We start from the raw sequence: 15,239 nt of genomic DNA, 5'->3' as shown, positions 1-15,239 counted from the left end.
CTCCATGACCCGATCCGTTCAGGCCTTGGCCTACGCACGCCCGTCCGCCCTGGAGTCCTCGCAGGTGGGAGCCTCCCTGGGGCTGGAGACCGCGGGCGGTCTCACCCCGCGCGGGGCGGAGGCGCATCCGCGGTTCTTCGCCGGATTCCTCTCCGCCCCGCGCATAGCCGCCCGTGGACTGCTGGCGGTGGCCGACGTGGCCGCCGCCCGCTACTACCAGCGCACTCTGGCCTCCTCCCTCGACCCGGTGGTGACGGGGAACGGGGACCGGCTCCGCTTCGAGTCGTTCTCCGGCTGCTGCGGGGTGTACGCCCGCCTCGATGTGCTCCAGGAAGGGTTGGAGGGCGAGCGGACGGGCCACGGCACGACCAATGTGGACGTCAACAATCCGCTCCGGGACGCCCTGTCCCGGATCACGGCGGACGACCCGCTGCATCTGCGGGTGGGCCCCGAGGAACTGGCGGTCACGACGGTGGACGGGCCGCTGGTGGAGAAGAAGGTTCCGCTGCCGGACCGGTGGCTGCGGGGGTTCGCGGAGGCACAGGTGGCCTCGGCGGGGTTCGATCTGCGGGCCGAGCTGTCGGCGGCGCAGGCGGTGGCGTTCCTGCGCTCGCTGCCCCGCCGTTCGGGGAACGCGGCGCGGGGCGCCCAGTGGGTGGTGGCCTCCGGCTCCGCCCTGCGGCCGACGACCCGGCCGGCGCCGGGCGCGGTCTGTCTGCCGGGGCCGGAGCGGCTGGTGGCCCTGGAGCGGGTGCTGCGCCATGCGACGGCCCTGCGGGTGTACGGGCCTCCGGTGGCCGACGGGGCCCCGGTGGCGAGCGCCTGGGAGGTGGTGCTGCCGGGGATGCGGCTCACGCTGACGCTGTCGCCTGACGCGGCGCGCGGGTTCTCGGGCGAGGGCGGTGTCCTGGAGGCGCTGGCCACGGACGAGGCGGCGGCCGACGCCGAGCTGGTCTCCGTACTCCTCGCGTGGGAGCCCACGATCGAACCGGCCTCGCTGGCCGAGCAGTCGGGGCTGAGCGTCGAGCGCGTACGGGCCGCGCTCACCCGGCTCGGTACGGCGGGCCGGGTCGGCTACGACCTGGCGGACGCGGCGTACTTCCACCGTGAGCTGCCGTACGACGCGGACCGGGCCGAGCGGCACAACCCGCGGCTGGTGGCGGCCCGTGAGCTGGCCGGTGCGGGGGTGGTCTCGCTGGACGGCGCGGTGGCCTCCGTGGCCTCGGGCGACCGGCGGTATCAGGTGCGCGAGAGCGACGGAAGACTCACCTGCACCTGTCAGTGGTGGGCGGACTACCGGGGGAAGCGGGGCCCGTGCAAGCACGCCCTGGCCGTGACGATGGTCCGGCGCGGCGCGACGGTCGCCGGGGGTGTGCGATGAACGACCTTCTCACCGCTGTACGCGCGGGAGCGCACCGCGACGTCCCCGCCCTGGTGCTCGGGCTGGACCCGGCCGGGCGCAAGGCGGCGCTGGCCGAACTGAAGGAGCTGCGCAAGGAGGTCCGGGGCTGGGACTGGCAGCGCCAGGACAGGATCCGCAAGGCGCTCCACGTGGCCGGGGCCGGGTGCCACACGGGGGCGGCGGGCTGCGCCACCTGGATCGGCGGCCGGGATCTGCGCGGCTGGTCCCGGTCCCCGTATCCGCTGATCCTGGTGGCGCTGGGGGACCGCGATCCGGCCTGGCTCGGTGACCTCGCCCGGCGGCTGGCGGCGAAGTCGCTCAACTCCGAGGCGGAGTTCACGTTCATCAGCGAGCTGGCCCGGATGGCCGGCAGCCCGATCCCGGTGACGGACAGTATCGTCGAGGGCTGGGTGGAGCGGATCGGCACGGCGCGGTGGCACGGCAGATCCGGCCGGACCCCCCTGATCGGCATCCTCCGCTCCGACCCGCATGTCGCGGTGCTCGCGCCCCGGCTGTTCGAGATGGCGGAGCTTCCGGGGCAGGTCAGCTGGTACGAGACGGCGGACTCGACGGACCACTGGCCGGGCGCGCTCCGCACCCTGGCGGAGGAGGGGGTGCTCGACCGGTCGCGGCTGGCCGAGCGGTGCGTGACGCGGCTGGTGCGCGGGGGCAAGACGGGTGACCAGCGGTTCTTCCTCACCGTGCTCCAGCAGTTGGGCATCACGGAGGCCGAGGAGCGCGAGCACCTCCGCGACTGGATGGGGATGGCGGCGGACGGCATCTCGGTGGTCGCCGGCCACGCCCAGGACGTGCTGACGCGGCTGGACGCCCGGGGCGAGCTGTCCACCCGGGACCTGGCGGAGGCGTCGGGCGCGGTGCTCTTCCGTCGGGAGAAGAAGCTGGTGCGCGGCCAGTTGATCCTGCTGGGCAAGGTGCTGGGCCGGGACGCCTCGACGGCGGGTGAGCTGCTGCCGGTGGTCGCGGAGGCGTTCGGGAACGAGGACGTCGCGCTTCAGGAGCGGGCCCTCAAGCTGATCGCCCGCCACCTTCCGGCCGACGACGCCGCGCTGCGGGAGGAGCTGTCCTTCGCGGCCCAGCAGTTGGGGCCGATCCACCGGGAGGCGGTCACCGCGCTCTTCGGGGCGGTGGACGAGGGCGATGCGGTGGAGGGACCGTACGAGGAGCTGCTGCCGCCGGTGCCGGAGCCGGTCCGCCTCGATCCGGCGCCGGGGAGCGTGGCAGAGCTGGTCGAGGAGGTGTCGGCCCAGCTCAAGTCCCGCTCCTGGCAGGGGACCACGCCCGGCGCCCTGGCCGCCGCGTCCGGGATCTCTCCCTTCGAGCGCGCTCTGGATGGACTCGTCCGGGTGGCCCGCACCGACCGGGCCGAGCTGACGGAGGCCATGCGGGAGGCCCTGGCCGGTACGTGGTACGCCGAGCACGGCATCGACCAGCAGCCGGAACCGGCGTACATGACGACGGACCACGCGCTCGCCCTGGTGGTGGGCTCGCTGCTGGGCCGGGTGTCGTACCAGTCCGTGGTCGAGGGGAAGAGCCGCTGGACCGGCACCGGCACGTGTGCCCACGCGGCGCTGAACGGGGTGCTGCTCGCCCGCGCCTGGGAGGCGGCCGGCGACGTGGCGACCGACCGGGTCCCCTTCCTGCTCGCCACCCCCACCTGGCACACCGGATCGCTGGACCCGGCGGAGCTGGTCGAGCGGCTGCGGACGTACCAGCGGCTCGGGATCACCCCGGGGCCCGCCGACTTCTCCCAGGCCCTGCTGCGGGTGCGCCGGAGCGGCGCGGAGGAGGCCGCCGATGCCGCCGCGGCGCTCGGCACACCGGAGGGCGACCGGCTGGCCGCGTGGATACGGGCCGACGAGCCGCTGGTGCCCGTCCTGCGCCACGGGCTGACCAGCGACCGGCCCTCGGCGGGCAACTGGTGGCAGCGGTCCGCGTCCGGGGTGCGGCAGGTGCTGCTCGCCACCAAGGAACGGCCGCTGATCGAGCGGGAGTTCCCGCGCTCCTTCCACTGGCTGGGCCGCCCGCACATCCCCAGCTCCCGGGACTGCTACCACTGGGGCGCGGACCAGAGCCCGCACTGGACCGCGACGCTGCCCGTGGACGGGGAGACCCTGGCGGCCTGGCTGATGCCGGATCTGCTGCGCACCGCCGACGAGGGGCCCCGGGGCAGTGCCTGGTGCCTGCCACGGCTGGTGGAGGCGGGCGGCGAGGCCGGTGTCGCCCTGCACCTCGCCCTGGCGTACGGGCTGGGCGCGCGCCACCCCGAGGACCGGATATCCGCCGTGGACGCGCTCCTCGTGCTGGCCGCCCAGGGGCGGCTGGACACCGTACTGCTCGGCCGGGAGCTGGGGGTCCTCGTGGACCACGATCTGGTCAAGGTCAACCGGCTGGCCGACTCCGCCCGGACGGCCGCCGCCACCGGTGCGTACCGGACCGTGCTCGGCGTGCTGGCCCGGGTGCTGCCCACCCTGCTGGCGTACGAGAAGGCGCCCCGCGGCATCGGGGACCTGCTGGCCGTGGCGGCGGAGTGCGCCGAGCGCTGCGGTACGGAGGGGATCGAGCCGATCGCCGGGCTGGCCGCGACGGCCGGGCGCAAGGGGTCCTCGCAGACCGTCCGGCAGGCCGTCCGCCTGGCGAAGACCTTCAAGGAGTGACGGCTTTCAAGGGGTGATGACCTTCAAGAGGCGATGACCTCGAGGAGTGCAGAATACGGCCGAAAACCGACGATAGGCGATCAGATCCACACTTAACCCATCAGTCACAAGGTGTTCGTGATCAGGCAACACCAGGCGTTCACAGTAAGGATATGACTGATGTGACGGATGCGATGACCACCCTGTTCGGGCACCGGCCCGACGGAAGCCACCTGCTCCTGGCCGCCCTGATCCTGGCGTCGACCGTGGCCCTGGTGGCCATGGCCGCGTTCCACACCTGGAGGGCCAGGCGCCACAGCAACGATCCCCCGCCCAAGGATCCGGGCAGCTCCGATCCGACGCCGGACGGGGCCACCGGTTCGGCGGACGGCGCCGAGGCCGGGGGCGGGTCCGGCGGCGGGGAGACCGTGCTGTGGCGGATGCGGACGACCGTGCGGGACGCCCCGGGCAGTCTGGCCGCGCTGTGCCTGGTGATCGCCCGGTTCCGTATCGACATCCTGACGCTCCAGACCCACCCGCTGGCGGAGGGGACGGTCGACGAGTTCCTGCTGCGGGCGCCCGCCTCGCTCCCGTCGCAGGAGCTGACCGGGCAGATCGAGGCCGCGGGCGGCACGGCCACCTGGATCGAGCGGGCGGACACCCACGATCTGGTCGACACCCCGACCCGGGTGCTCTCCCTGGCCACCCGCACGGCACTGGACGCGGCGGAACTGCCCCTGGCCCTGCGCCAGTTGCTGGGCCGCTGCACCATCCACTCGCTGCCCGCCGTCTCCGTCACCGGCCGCCCGACCGGGCAGAGCGCCCCGGTCGAAGGCGTCCTGGAGGAGACCGTCATGCGGCTGCGCGACCCGTCCGGCGGGGTCATCTCCGTCGAGCGGCCCTATCTGCCGTTCACGCCGACCGAGTTCGCCCGGGCCCGCGCCCTGGTGGAGCTGGACGCCCGGCTCGGCCCGCGGGTGCCCCGGAGCACCGACATCCTCACCCTCCCCGAGGGCAACGAGATCACCGTGCGCCGCGCGGACCGCAGCGACCTCGCCGCGGCCCGCGCCATGCACGACCGGTGCTCCCCCGACACCCTGGGGCTGCGCTACCACGGCCCGGTGGGCGACGCCGACCGCTATCTCAACCACCTGCTGAGCCCGCGGTTCGGCCGCACCCTGGCCGTCCAGACCGCCTCCGGCAAGCTGGTGGCGCTGGGCCACCTGCTCTGGGACGGCGACGAGACCGAGGTGGCCCTCCTCGTCGAGGACGACTGGCAGCGCCGGGGCATCGGCTCGGAGCTGCTCGGCCGGCTGGTGCAGCTCGCGGAGGAGGCGGGGTGCGACAGCGTGTACGCCGTCACCCAGTCCCGTAACACCGGCATGGTCGCCGCGATGCGCGCCCTGGGGCTCCCCCTCGACTACCAGATCGAGGAGGGCACCCTCGTCATCACGGCACGGCTGAGCGCCACTGCGGCGGAGCCGACGGGCACTACGGGCGAACGGACTGCCCGGCCGTCGGACGAGCGGATCGTTCGGCCGTCCGGGCCTGCGGAAGGGGCCCGTCGCTGAGCGCCTGACACAGGTCGGCCCACAGGTCCTCGACGTCCTCCAGGCCCACCGACATCCGCAGCAGCCGGTCACCGACCCCGGCCGCCTGCCGGTCGCCCTCGTCCACGATGCGGTGGCTGATGGAGGCCGGGTGCTGGATCAGCGAGTCCACGCTGCCCAGGCTGACGGCGGGCGTGATGAGCCGGACGCCCGCGATCACGGCGTGGGGGTCCCCGTACACCTCGAAGGAGACCATCGCCCCGCCGATCTCCGGGTAGTGCACCCGGGCGATCCGCGGGTCGGCGGTGAGCCGGCGGGAGAGTTCGGCGGCGGAGGCGGACGCGGCCCGGACGCGTACCGGAAGGGTGGACAGCCCCCGCAGCAGCAGATATCCGGCCAGCGGGTGCAGCACCCCGCCGGTGGCGAACCGCACCTGGCGGAGCGTGGCGGCGAACTCCTCGTCGCAGGCGACGACCCCGCCCATCACATCGCCGTGGCCGCCGAGGTACTTGGTGGCGCTGTGCAGGACGATCCGGGCGCCGTGTTCGACGGGCCGCTGGAGCACGGGGGTGGCGAAGGTGTTGTCGACGAGCAGCGGCACGGAGCCGCAGGAGTGGGCGACGGCCCGGATGTCGATCTCGGCGAGGGTGGGGTTGGCCGGGGTCTCGACCATGACCAGGCCGGTGTCCGGGCGGATCGCGTCCGCGATGCCCGCCGGGTCGGTCCAGGTGACCTCGGTGCCGAGCAGCCCGGCGCCCAGGAGGTGGTCGCTGCACCCGTAGAGGGGGCGAACGGCGACGACATGGCGCAGCCCCATGCTCGCGCGGGCCAGCAGGACGGCGGTGAGGGCCGCCATGCCGCTGGCGAACGCGACGGCGCTGTCGGTCCCCTCCAGCCGGGCGAGCGCGGTCTCGAAGCGGCCGGTGGTCGGGTTGTCGAGCCGCGCGTAGACGGGCGGGCCGTCCGGGCGGGCGCCCGTGGTGGCGAAGGCGTCGATGCGCTCGGCCTCGGCCCGCGAGTCGTAGGAGGGGTAGGTGGTGGACAGGTCGAGCGGAGGGGCGTGCAGGCCGAGGGAGGCGAGGTCGTCGCGTCCGGCGTGCACGGCTTCGGTGGCCAGCGCCCTGGCCGGGGTGGGGGCAGGGGGCGTCATCGAGACTTCGTTGTCCATGACAACAGGCTGAACAGTTACCGGCTCGTAGCGGAAAAAGACCGTGCTACGTTCGCCGTATGGCTGATTCTGTCGCTCTGGATCCGGTGGATCTGCACATTCTGCGGCTGCTGCAGAACGACGCACGGACCACCTACCGGGAGCTGGCCGCCGAGGTCGGGGTGGCTCCCTCGACCTGTCTGGACCGGGTGACCCGGCTCCGCCGCTCCGGGGTCATCCTCGGTGATCAGCTGCGGCTGGATCCGGCGAAGCTCGGCCGGGGGCTCCAGGCGCTGCTCCTGGTGCAGGTCCGGCCGCACCGCCGGGAGCTGATCGGCCCGTTCGTCGACCGGGTCCGGGCGCTGCCGGAGTCGCGGGCGCTCTTCCACCTCACCGGGCCGGACGACTATCTGGTGCAGGTGGCGGTGGCGGACACGGCTGATCTGCAGCGGCTGGTGCTGGACGAGTTCACCTCGCGCCGGGAGGTGGCCCGGGTGGAGACCCGGCTGATCTTCCAGCAGTGGGAGTGCGGGCCCCTGCTGCCACCGGGGGACCCGGCCCGCGCCTGACCGTCGCGCGAAGCCCCGGGCCCGTGATCGTCTTTCGGACGCGGCCGCCGTATCGGTGGTGACGGAGAGGGGCCCTCCGTTGGAGGATGTCCGCATGTCAGACACTTCGAGCAGTGCGCTGCCCCGTCAGATCGCCGACGCCTACGTCGACGCCCTCATCGAACTCGACCCCATCACCGGCACCTATCTGGGGGTCCCGGAAAGCTCGCGCCGCCTGCCCGATCTCTCACCGGCGGGCCAGGACGCCTCCGCCGGCCTCATCCGCGCCACGCTGCTGAAGCTGGACGACGCGGAGCGGCTGCCGGGCGCCGACAGCGACGAGGAGCGGCGGTGCGCACGGCTCCTGCGGGAACGGCTGACGGCGGAACTCGCCGTGCACGAGGCGGAGGAGGGGTTGCGGGCCGTCTCCAACCTCCACTCGCCCGCCCACAGCCTCGTCCAGGTCTTCACGCTCACGCCCACCGCGACGGAGGAGGACTGGGCGGCGGTGCTGGAACGGCTGGGCGCCGTCCCGGCCGCCGTCGAGGGGTACCGGGCCTCGCTCGGCCTCGGCCTGGAGCGCAAGCTGTACGCCGGTCCCCGTGCGACCGCCACCTTCATCGGGCAGCTCACCGAGTGGAGCGGTGAGGGCGGGAGCGCGGCGTTCTTCGCGGACCTCGTCGGCCCGGCACCGGAGGCGCTGCGTCCGCGACTGACCGAGGCGGCCCGGCTCGCGACGGAGTCCCTCGCCTCCCTGCGCGACTGGGTGCGAGACGTCTACGCCCCGGCGATCGAGGGCGCGCCCGACACCGTGGGCCGGGAGCGGTACGCCCGCTGGTCGCGCTACTACAACGGTACGGATCTGGATCTCGACGAGGCCTACGCGTACGGGTGGTCGGAGTACCACCGTCTGCTGGCCGAGATGAAGGCCGAGGCGGCGAAGATCCTTCCCGGCGCGAGCCCCTGGGAGGCGCTCGCCCACCTCGATGTGCACGGCAAGCACATCGAAGGAGTGGACGAGGTACGCGAGTGGCTCCAGGGCCTGATGGACGAGGCGATCGAGAAGCTGGACGGCACCCACTTCGACCTGGCCGAGCGGGTCCGCAAGGTGGAGTCGCACATCGCCCCGCCCGGCGGTGCGGCGGCCCCGTACTACACGGGCCCCTCCGAGGACTTCTCGCGCCCCGGCCGCACCTGGCTGCCCACCATGGGCGAGACCCGTTTCCCCGTGTACGACCTGGTCTCGACCTGGTACCACGAGGGCGTGCCCGGCCACCACCTCCAGATCGCGCAGTGGACGCACGTCGCGGACAGCCTCTCCCGCTACCAGGCGTCGGTCGGCATGGTCAGCGCCAACGCGGAGGGGTGGGCGCTCTACGCGGAGCGGCTCATGGACGAGCTGGGCTTCCTCTCCGACGCGGAACGGCGCCTGGGCTATCTCGACGCGCAGATGATGCGGGCCTGCAGGGTCATCGTGGACATCGGTATGCACCTGGAGCTGGAGATCCCGGCGGACTCTCCGTTCCACCCGGGCGAGCGCTGGACGCCCGCCCTGGCGCAGGAGTTCTTCGGCAACCACAGCGGGCGGCCGGCGGACTTCGTGGAGAGCGAGCTGACCCGCTACCTCTCGATGCCGGGCCAGGCCATCGGCTACAAGCTGGGCGAGCGCGCCTGGCTGCTCGGCCGGGAGAACGCGCGGGCCGCCCACGGTGATGCGTTCGACCTCAAGTCCTGGCACATGGCGGCGCTTTCGCAGGGTTCGCTGGGCCTGGACGACCTGGTGGACGAGCTGTCCCGGCTCTGACCCGGCCCGGCGCCCCGGCCGGCCCGCTTCCTCCGAGCGGATGCCCACAGGGGCACCGGGCCCGGAGAGAGGAGCTGCGGCAACCACGGTCGGCGGTGCCGACCGGCGCGGTGGGAGGGTAGAGGGCGCGCTGCTCGTCGCCACGGGCGTCGTCCGCCCCTCCTCCGCGCGCCCTGCCGGGGAAGTAATATACGCGGTTTGAACTCTTCCCTATCGAGGCGGATGAATGAGACAGGCGATAAGCCGCTTTACCGTGCTGCTTTCCGTGCTGTTCACGGTGATGGCGATGTCCACCGTGCAGTCGCACGCGGCGGAGGCACGCCCGGTGCCCGTCACCGCGAGCGACAAGTACGCCCTCAGGGCCGTGAGCAACGGCCTCTACGTATCGACGGAGGTCAACACCGGCGGCGCCCGGCAGGCCATGCTCCGGGCCCGCGCGGCCGCCCCGACCCACCGGGATCTGGGCTCCTGGGAGAAGTTCACGCTGCACACCGGTGACAAGGGGTGGACCACCACCCTCCGTTCGGAGGCGAACGGGAACTACGTCACGACCGAGCGGAACTACACCGGCAGCCACGAGAATCTACTCCGGGCCCGCGGCACTAGCGTCGGCGAGTGGGAGAAGCTTCAGCTCGAGAAGCAGCCGGACAACACGTACGCCATCAAGGCCTGGACGAACAACGGCTACAAGTACGTGACCGCCGAGGTGCAGGACGCCGGAAGCGACAACGGTCTGCTGCGGGCACGGGCGGACGCGGTGGGGTCCTGGCAGAAGTTCGAGCTCGTCTTCCTCGGTGAGGAGAACGCGAGCGACGAGGGCGGGCGCCCCGCACCCGCGTCTCCCGCCCCGGCGGCGGACTTCCGTGTGATGTCGTGGAACGTCTGCGCCAACAACAACAGCGGGTGCCGCAATCACCTGGTGGGAGGCCCCTCCCTGGGCGCCCAGGTCACCGCCCGGATGGGCAATCAGGCGTCGGAGTACCGTGCCGTGTTCCTCCAGGAACTCTGCGAGTCGCACGCCAAGGAGATCGAGAAGGCCTTGGAGGTCATCACGGGCACCGGATGGGACGTGCGCTTCGCCCCCATCAAATACACCGTCGACGGGTCCTCCGTGAAGGCCGCCAAGTCGTGTGACAGGGCCGGATCGGCCGCATCCGGCTGGCAGGACCGGGGCGCCTACGGCGTCGCCCTGGCCCTGCCCGACTCCAACGTCTGGTACACCTCGTACGATCTGCCCTCGCCGCAGAACCGGACCATCGGCAGCACCTGGGTGCGCATGGAGCAGCGGACCGCCCTGTGTGCCGTTCTCCCGGCCCAGGCCCTGCAGTTCTGCACGTCCCACTTCAGCGCCGGCATCACCAACGACGACCCTGACGGAACGAAGCGCAAGGAGCAGGCCGCGAAGCTCCAGGAGATCGTCCGCTCGTACACCCCGGCCGGATACCGGACCGTGTACGGCGGCGACTTCAACGCAACCCCCCCGGACTCCGCCTCGGAGGAGGACAAACCCAAGGACGTCCTGACGGCCGCCTATCTGGCGGACACGGAGTGCGACGAGGGGCGGTGGAGCGCACGGCCGCATGACGGCCGGGCAACGAAGCCGCTGAGCAACCGCAGCATCAAGATCGACTACCTGTTCGCGCCGTCCTCCGCGACCGTCGAGTCGTGCGACGTGCCGACCGACACGGGGCCGTCGGACCACTATCCGATCAAGGGGCGCTTCCGCTTCTGAGCCGACCCGGAGCCTGGCCCTCAGCCGGACCGCCATGACATTGGCGGTCGGGCCTGCCCGGCACGGCACAGGGCCGTGCCGGGCTCACAGCCGGTGGTGGACCGTCGAGCCGTGCCGTTCCTTGACCACTTCGAGCCGGGCGGGGATGCGGCGGCGGAGATCGGCCACGTGGCTGACGATCCCGACGCTGCGGTCCCGCTCCCGCAGCGAGTCCAGCACGTCGAGCACCTCGTCCAGGGTCTGGTCGTCCAGGCTGCCGAAGCCCTCGTCGATGAAGAGGGTGTCCAGGCGCACGCCCCCCGCCTCCTCGGTGACGACATCCGCGAGCCCGAGCGCCAGGGCCAGCGAGGCGAAGAACGTCTCGCCGCCGGAGAGCGTGGCCGTGTCCCGTTCGCTGCCGGTCCAGGCGTCCACGACATGGAGTCCGAGCCCGGCCCGGCGGCCGCCCGTGCGGGCGTCGGAGTGGACGAGGGTGTAGCGGCCCGCGGACATCCGCTGCAGCCGGGCGGTGGCCGCGGCCGCCACCTGCTCCAGGCGGGCGGCGAGGACGTACGCCTCCAGGCGCATCTTTCGCTCGTTGTCGGCCGAGGTCCCGGCGGTCAGTCCGGCGAGCCGGGCGACCCGCTCGTACTCCTCGCGCACCGGTCCCAGCCGCCGTACCTCTTCCGCAACTCGCCTGGAGAGCCGGTCGAGTTCGGCGCAGCGCTCGCGGGCGGTCGCGTGGGCCGACGCGGCCTCGCGCAGCAGCCACTCCGCCGTGTCGTGGGCGCTCGACGCCTCCGCGGGCCGGGCGGGCGGGCGTTCGGCGGCCTCCCGCGCGTCCTGCTCGGCGCGGCGGTCCGCGACGGCCGCCGCCTCCGCCTGCCAGGCGTCGATGCGGTGCTGGAGGTCGCGCTGGGCGGCCGCGTCGAGGAGCGTGGCGGCAGCGGCCTGCGGGGTGTCGAACCCGGCCCTGAACGCCGCGTCGGAGAGCCGGTCGTCGGCCTCCTTCCGGCGCAGGGCCGCGTCCTGTTCGGCGCGTACGGCCTCGGCGGCGCCCGCGAGGAGCGCCACCCGGCGGGTGAGCCGTTCGGCGTGCGCGGCGACGGACGCCGACTCGCCCCGGGCGGCGGCGATCTGCTCCGCCAGCCGGGCCTGATCACTGTCGAGCGCCTCACGCGCGGCGGTACGGGCGGCGATCCGCTCGCCGGCCTCCTGGCGCTGCGCCAGCCGCCCGGCGTACTCGCCCTCGGCCATGGCGAACGCTTCCCGCGCGGCATGCGTCCCCGCGGCGAGGCGGTGGGCCTCGGCGTGTTCGTCGGTCAACCGGTCGACGAGGGTGCGGAGTTCGGTCACGGTGGGCGCCTCGGCCTCGGAGGCGGGCTCGTCGCCCAGCGCCTCCGTCTCCGCCGCCGCGTACCGTTCGCGTACGAGACCGAGCTGCTGTTCCGTCCGGGCGCGGGTCTCCTCGGCGGACCGCTGGGCGGCGAGGGCCTGCTCCTCCGTGGCCCGGTCCACATGGCCGTCGCCGGGGCTGGCGGGGGCCGGGTGTTCGGCCGAGCCGCAGACCGTGCAGGGCTCACCGGCGACCAGACCGGCGGCCAGCTCGGCGGCGATGCCCCGTAGTCGGCGCTCCTTCAGTTCGAGCCAGAACTCACGCGCGGCCAGGGCCTGTTCGTGTGCGGCGGTGAGCTGCCGCTCGGCCTGCTGTACGTCGGTGGCGAGGGCGTCACGGCGGCGGGCGGCGTCCAGTCGGCGGCGGGCCGGGGCGAGGAGTCCGGCGAGCTGCTCGGCGCGGGTGGCGGCCTCCTGAGCCGCGTCGATGCGCGCCTTCAGGGCCGTACGGGTGGCGTCCCAGTCGGCCAGCCACGCGTCCGCGTCCCGGATCAGCTCCTCGTCGGCCCGCGCCTCCCGGTCGAGCAGGTCGCGCTCCTCGTCGATCCGCGCACTGCGTTCCTCGGCCGCGCGGGCCGCTTCGAGCGCGTACAGCTCCTGCTGGAACCGCCGCTCCAGCTCGGCCAGTTGGTCGGCACCCGCGTCGGAGAGGTCCCGGGGCAGCAGCGCCCGGGCCCGGTTCAGGCCGTCGCTCGCGGCCCGGTAGGCCCGCTCGGCCTCCTCGCGCAGCTCCAGCGCCGGGGCCACCCGGTCCGCCTTGCGGGCGCGCTCCAACCGCTCCTGGCAGGCGTCGTGTTCGGGGCGCCGTTCCTCCAACTCCTCGGCGCGCCGCCGGGTCTCGGCGTACCGCTGCTGGAGGCGGGCCAGTTCACGTTCGGCCTCCAGGGCGCGGGCGGCGGCGAGTTGGCGGCCCTCGGCGGCCGCGACCACCGCACCGGCGATGTCGAGCCGTTCCCGGGCGGCGCTGCGGGCGAGGGCGGCCCACTCCAGGACCGCTTCGGCCAGGCCCGGTTCGCCCGCCCGGACCGTGGGCTGCGAGGCCTCGGCGGCCGCCGGGCCGCCCGCCTGGGCGATGCGCTGGGCGAGAGCGAGGATCTCCTCGTCGCCCGCCTTCACCCGAGCCTCGGCCCCCCGGCGCAGCTCCGCGAGGCGTTCCTCCACGGCGGCGAACCGGCGGGTGTCGAAGAGCCGGCCGAGCAGCTTGCCGCGCGCCTCGGCATCGGCGCGCAGGAAGCGGGCGAAGTCGCCCTGGGGCAACAGCACGACCTGGCAGAACTGCTCCCGGCTCATCCCGATGAGCTGGACCAGCTCCTCACCGATCTCCTGGTGCGACTTGCTGAGCGCCTTCCAGGCGCCCTCGGGGTCGCGCTCGCGCAGCCGGCTCTGGGCCTTCTCCTGGGTGAAGCCGTCGCCGCGCCTCTTGGGCCGGGGCTGGGCGGGGCTGCGGGTGACTTCGAGGCGCCGGCCGCCGACCGTCAGCTCCAGCTGCACCTCGGTGGGCAGGCCGGCGGGGGCGTGGTCGCTGCGCAGGGTGGCGCCGGGGCTCTGGCGGGCGCCGGGGACGGCTCCGTACAGCGCGTAGCAGACGGCGTCCAGGACGGAGGTCTTCCCGGCGCCGGTCGGGCCGTGGAGCAGGAAGAGCCCGGCGGAGGAGAGGCCGTCGAAGTCGACTTCCTGGGTGGCGCCGAAGGGCCCGAAGGCGGTGAGGGTGAGGCGGTGCAGTCTCATCGGGACACCTCGCGCACGCCCTCGTCCACCCGTACGTCGTCGAACGCGGCGCGCAGCACGGTGCGTTCGGGGTCGCTGGGGCCGCTGCCGCCGCGCACATGGGCCACGAAGTCCTCCGCGATCTGGTGGTCGTCGCGGCCCCGGAGGCGCTGGGCGTAGGAGGCCAGCGGGTCCTCGGGCGGCCGCTCGGGGTCGAAGACCAGGCTCAGGGTGTGCGGGAAGCGGGCGGCGAGGCGGGCCATGGGGTCGGCGGGGCGGACCGGGTCGGTGAGGGTGGCCTCCACCCAGGCCTGCTCGTGACGGTCCAGGGCCGGGTCCTCCAGGAGGGTGTCGAGGCGGCCCCGGAGCCGGGCGAGGGGACGTTCGACCGGGCAGTCGATCCGCTCGTCGGCGGTGATGGCGCCGCTGCCGTCCAGCTCGATCAGCCACATGGTCTTGCGGTGGTCGGCCTCGGAGAAGGAGTAGGCGAGCGGGGAGCCGGAGTAGCGGACGCGTTCGGTGACCCGCTGGGAGCCGTGGAGGTGGCCGAGGGCGACGTAGTCGACGCCGTCGAAGACCCCGGCCGGGACGGCGGAGACCCCGCCGACGGTGATGTCCCGTTCGCTGTCGCTGGGTTCGCCGCCCGCCACGAAGGCGTGGGCGAGGACGACGGAGCGGGTGGTGGCGGGGCGGGCGGCGAGGTCGGCGCGGACCCGGTCCATGGCGGCGGTGAGCACCGCCTCGTGCCCGGCCTTGGCGGCGCGGAGGGTGTCCTTGACCAGGGCCGGTTCCAGATACGGGAGGCCGTAGAGGGCGACGTCGCCATGGGCGTCGGTGAGGACGACGGGGGTGGCGCAGCTCTCGGGGTCGGTACGGAGGTGGATGCCCGAGCGTTCGAAGAGGCCCGCGCCGACGCCGAGCCGGCGGGCCGAGTCGTGGTTGCCGGAGATCATGACGGTCGGGACGCCGACGGCGGCGAGCCGGTGCAGCGCCCGGTCGAAGAGTTCGACGGCGGCGAGCGGCGGGACGGCCCGGTCGTAGACGTCACCGGAGACGAGGACGGCGTCCACCTCGCGGGCCTCGACGGTGGCCACCAGGTGGTCGAGGAAGGCGGCCTGGGCGTCCAGCAGGGGGACGCGGTGGAAGGACCGGCCCAGGTGCCAGTCCGAGGTGTGCAGCAGCTTCACGCGACCGCTCCGCCGGTGGGACGGGTGGTGCGCCGCGCCCGCCCGGGCGCCCCGCGCGGCGTGCGCCGTGTGTACGTGGCTCCGCGCCCTGTGCGCTGCATGTCTACGTCGTCCTCCACCCCGTGGGCCGCACC

Annotated in this window: 9 protein-coding genes; 6 read left to right on the top strand and 3 right to left on the bottom strand. The window is 73.7% G+C overall.

Annotated elements, in window-relative coordinates; genetic code table 11:
* The first annotated feature begins 4 nt into the window (after positions 1-4).
* The 3 genes from DJ476_RS30565 to DJ476_RS30555 all read left to right on the top strand — a co-directional run bounded on the left by DJ476_RS30565 (position 5) and on the right by DJ476_RS30555 (position 5,627).
* Positions 5-1,381: an SWIM zinc finger family protein gene (locus DJ476_RS30565; protein WP_112492012.1), complete on the top strand. Its 1,377-nt coding sequence runs from the start codon at positions 5-7 to the stop codon at positions 1,379-1,381.
* Positions 1,378-4,077, top strand: a complete 2,700-nt coding sequence (locus tag DJ476_RS30560) for a DUF7824 domain-containing protein (protein ID WP_112492011.1) — start codon at positions 1,378-1,380, stop codon at positions 4,075-4,077. Before DJ476_RS30565 ends, DJ476_RS30560 begins: the two co-directional genes overlap by 4 nt.
* Positions 4,078-4,229: 152 nt before the next feature.
* Positions 4,230-5,627, top strand: coding sequence for a GNAT family N-acetyltransferase (locus DJ476_RS30555; RefSeq protein ID WP_318294815.1), 1,398 nt, complete (start codon positions 4,230-4,232; stop codon positions 5,625-5,627).
* Here the strand turns inward: DJ476_RS30555 and DJ476_RS30550 are convergent.
* A complete protein-coding gene (locus DJ476_RS30550) occupies positions 5,548-6,774 on the bottom strand; it encodes a PLP-dependent transferase (protein ID WP_112492009.1) in 1,227 nt (408 codons plus the stop codon). The genes DJ476_RS30555 and DJ476_RS30550 overlap by 80 nt on opposite strands.
* A gap of 59 nt (positions 6,775-6,833) precedes the next feature.
* Here DJ476_RS30550 and DJ476_RS30545 point away from each other — a divergent pair, with 59 nt between their 5' ends.
* The 3 genes from DJ476_RS30545 (at position 6,834) to DJ476_RS30535 (ending at position 10,837) form a co-directional block, all read left to right on the top strand.
* Positions 6,834-7,322, top strand: a complete 489-nt coding sequence (locus tag DJ476_RS30545) for an Lrp/AsnC family transcriptional regulator (RefSeq protein ID WP_029395509.1) — start codon at positions 6,834-6,836, stop codon at positions 7,320-7,322.
* A 94-nt stretch (positions 7,323-7,416) separates the two neighbouring features.
* Positions 7,417-9,105 (top strand): DUF885 domain-containing protein, encoded by a 1,689-nt coding sequence (locus DJ476_RS30540; protein WP_112492008.1) that lies wholly within the window; start codon positions 7,417-7,419, stop codon positions 9,103-9,105.
* Positions 9,106-9,358: 253 nt separating this feature from the next.
* Complete coding sequence (locus DJ476_RS30535; RefSeq protein WP_103417825.1) at positions 9,359-10,837, top strand: endonuclease/exonuclease/phosphatase family protein; 1,479 nt, start codon at positions 9,359-9,361, stop codon at positions 10,835-10,837.
* 84 nt (positions 10,838-10,921) lie between these two features.
* Here the strand turns inward: DJ476_RS30535 and DJ476_RS30530 are convergent, their stop codons facing one another.
* Both DJ476_RS30530 and DJ476_RS30525 read right to left on the bottom strand, forming a co-directional pair.
* Positions 10,922-13,939, bottom strand: a complete 3,018-nt coding sequence (locus DJ476_RS30530; protein ID WP_112492007.1) for an AAA family ATPase — start codon at positions 13,937-13,939, stop codon at positions 10,922-10,924.
* Positions 13,936-15,105, bottom strand: a complete 1,170-nt coding sequence (locus DJ476_RS30525; protein WP_103417823.1) for an exonuclease SbcCD subunit D — start codon at positions 15,103-15,105, stop codon at positions 13,936-13,938. Before DJ476_RS30525 ends, DJ476_RS30530 begins: the two co-directional genes overlap by 4 nt.
* Between the last annotated feature and the right edge of the window lie 134 nt (positions 15,106-15,239).

Source organism: Streptomyces bacillaris, from assembly GCF_003268675.1.
GTDB lineage: Bacteria > Actinomycetota > Actinomycetes > Streptomycetales > Streptomycetaceae > Streptomyces > Streptomyces bacillaris.
Note: the sequence above shows the minus strand (reverse complement) of the source record. Positions and strands in the feature narration are given on the sequence as shown.

Bases quoted from the DNA above. Each gene is read 5' to 3' on its own strand.
- DJ476_RS30545 (WP_029395509.1), top strand. From the start codon at position 6,834: ATGGCTGATTCTGTCGCTCTGGATCCGGTGGATCTGCACATTCTGCGG.
- DJ476_RS30565 (WP_112492012.1), top strand. From the start codon at position 5: ATGACCCGATCCGTTCAGGCCTTGGCCTACGCACGCCCGTCCGCCCTG.
- DJ476_RS30540 (WP_112492008.1), top strand. From the start codon at position 7,417: ATGTCAGACACTTCGAGCAGTGCGCTGCCCCGTCAGATCGCCGACGCC.
- DJ476_RS30550 (WP_112492009.1), bottom strand. From the start codon at position 6,774: ATGGACAACGAAGTCTCGATGACGCCCCCTGCCCCCACCCCGGCCAGG.
- DJ476_RS30560 (WP_112492011.1), top strand. From the start codon at position 1,378: ATGAACGACCTTCTCACCGCTGTACGCGCGGGAGCGCACCGCGACGTC.
- DJ476_RS30530 (WP_112492007.1), bottom strand. From the start codon at position 13,939: ATGAGACTGCACCGCCTCACCCTCACCGCCTTCGGGCCCTTCGGCGCC.
- DJ476_RS30555 (WP_318294815.1), top strand. From the start codon at position 4,230: ATGACTGATGTGACGGATGCGATGACCACCCTGTTCGGGCACCGGCCC.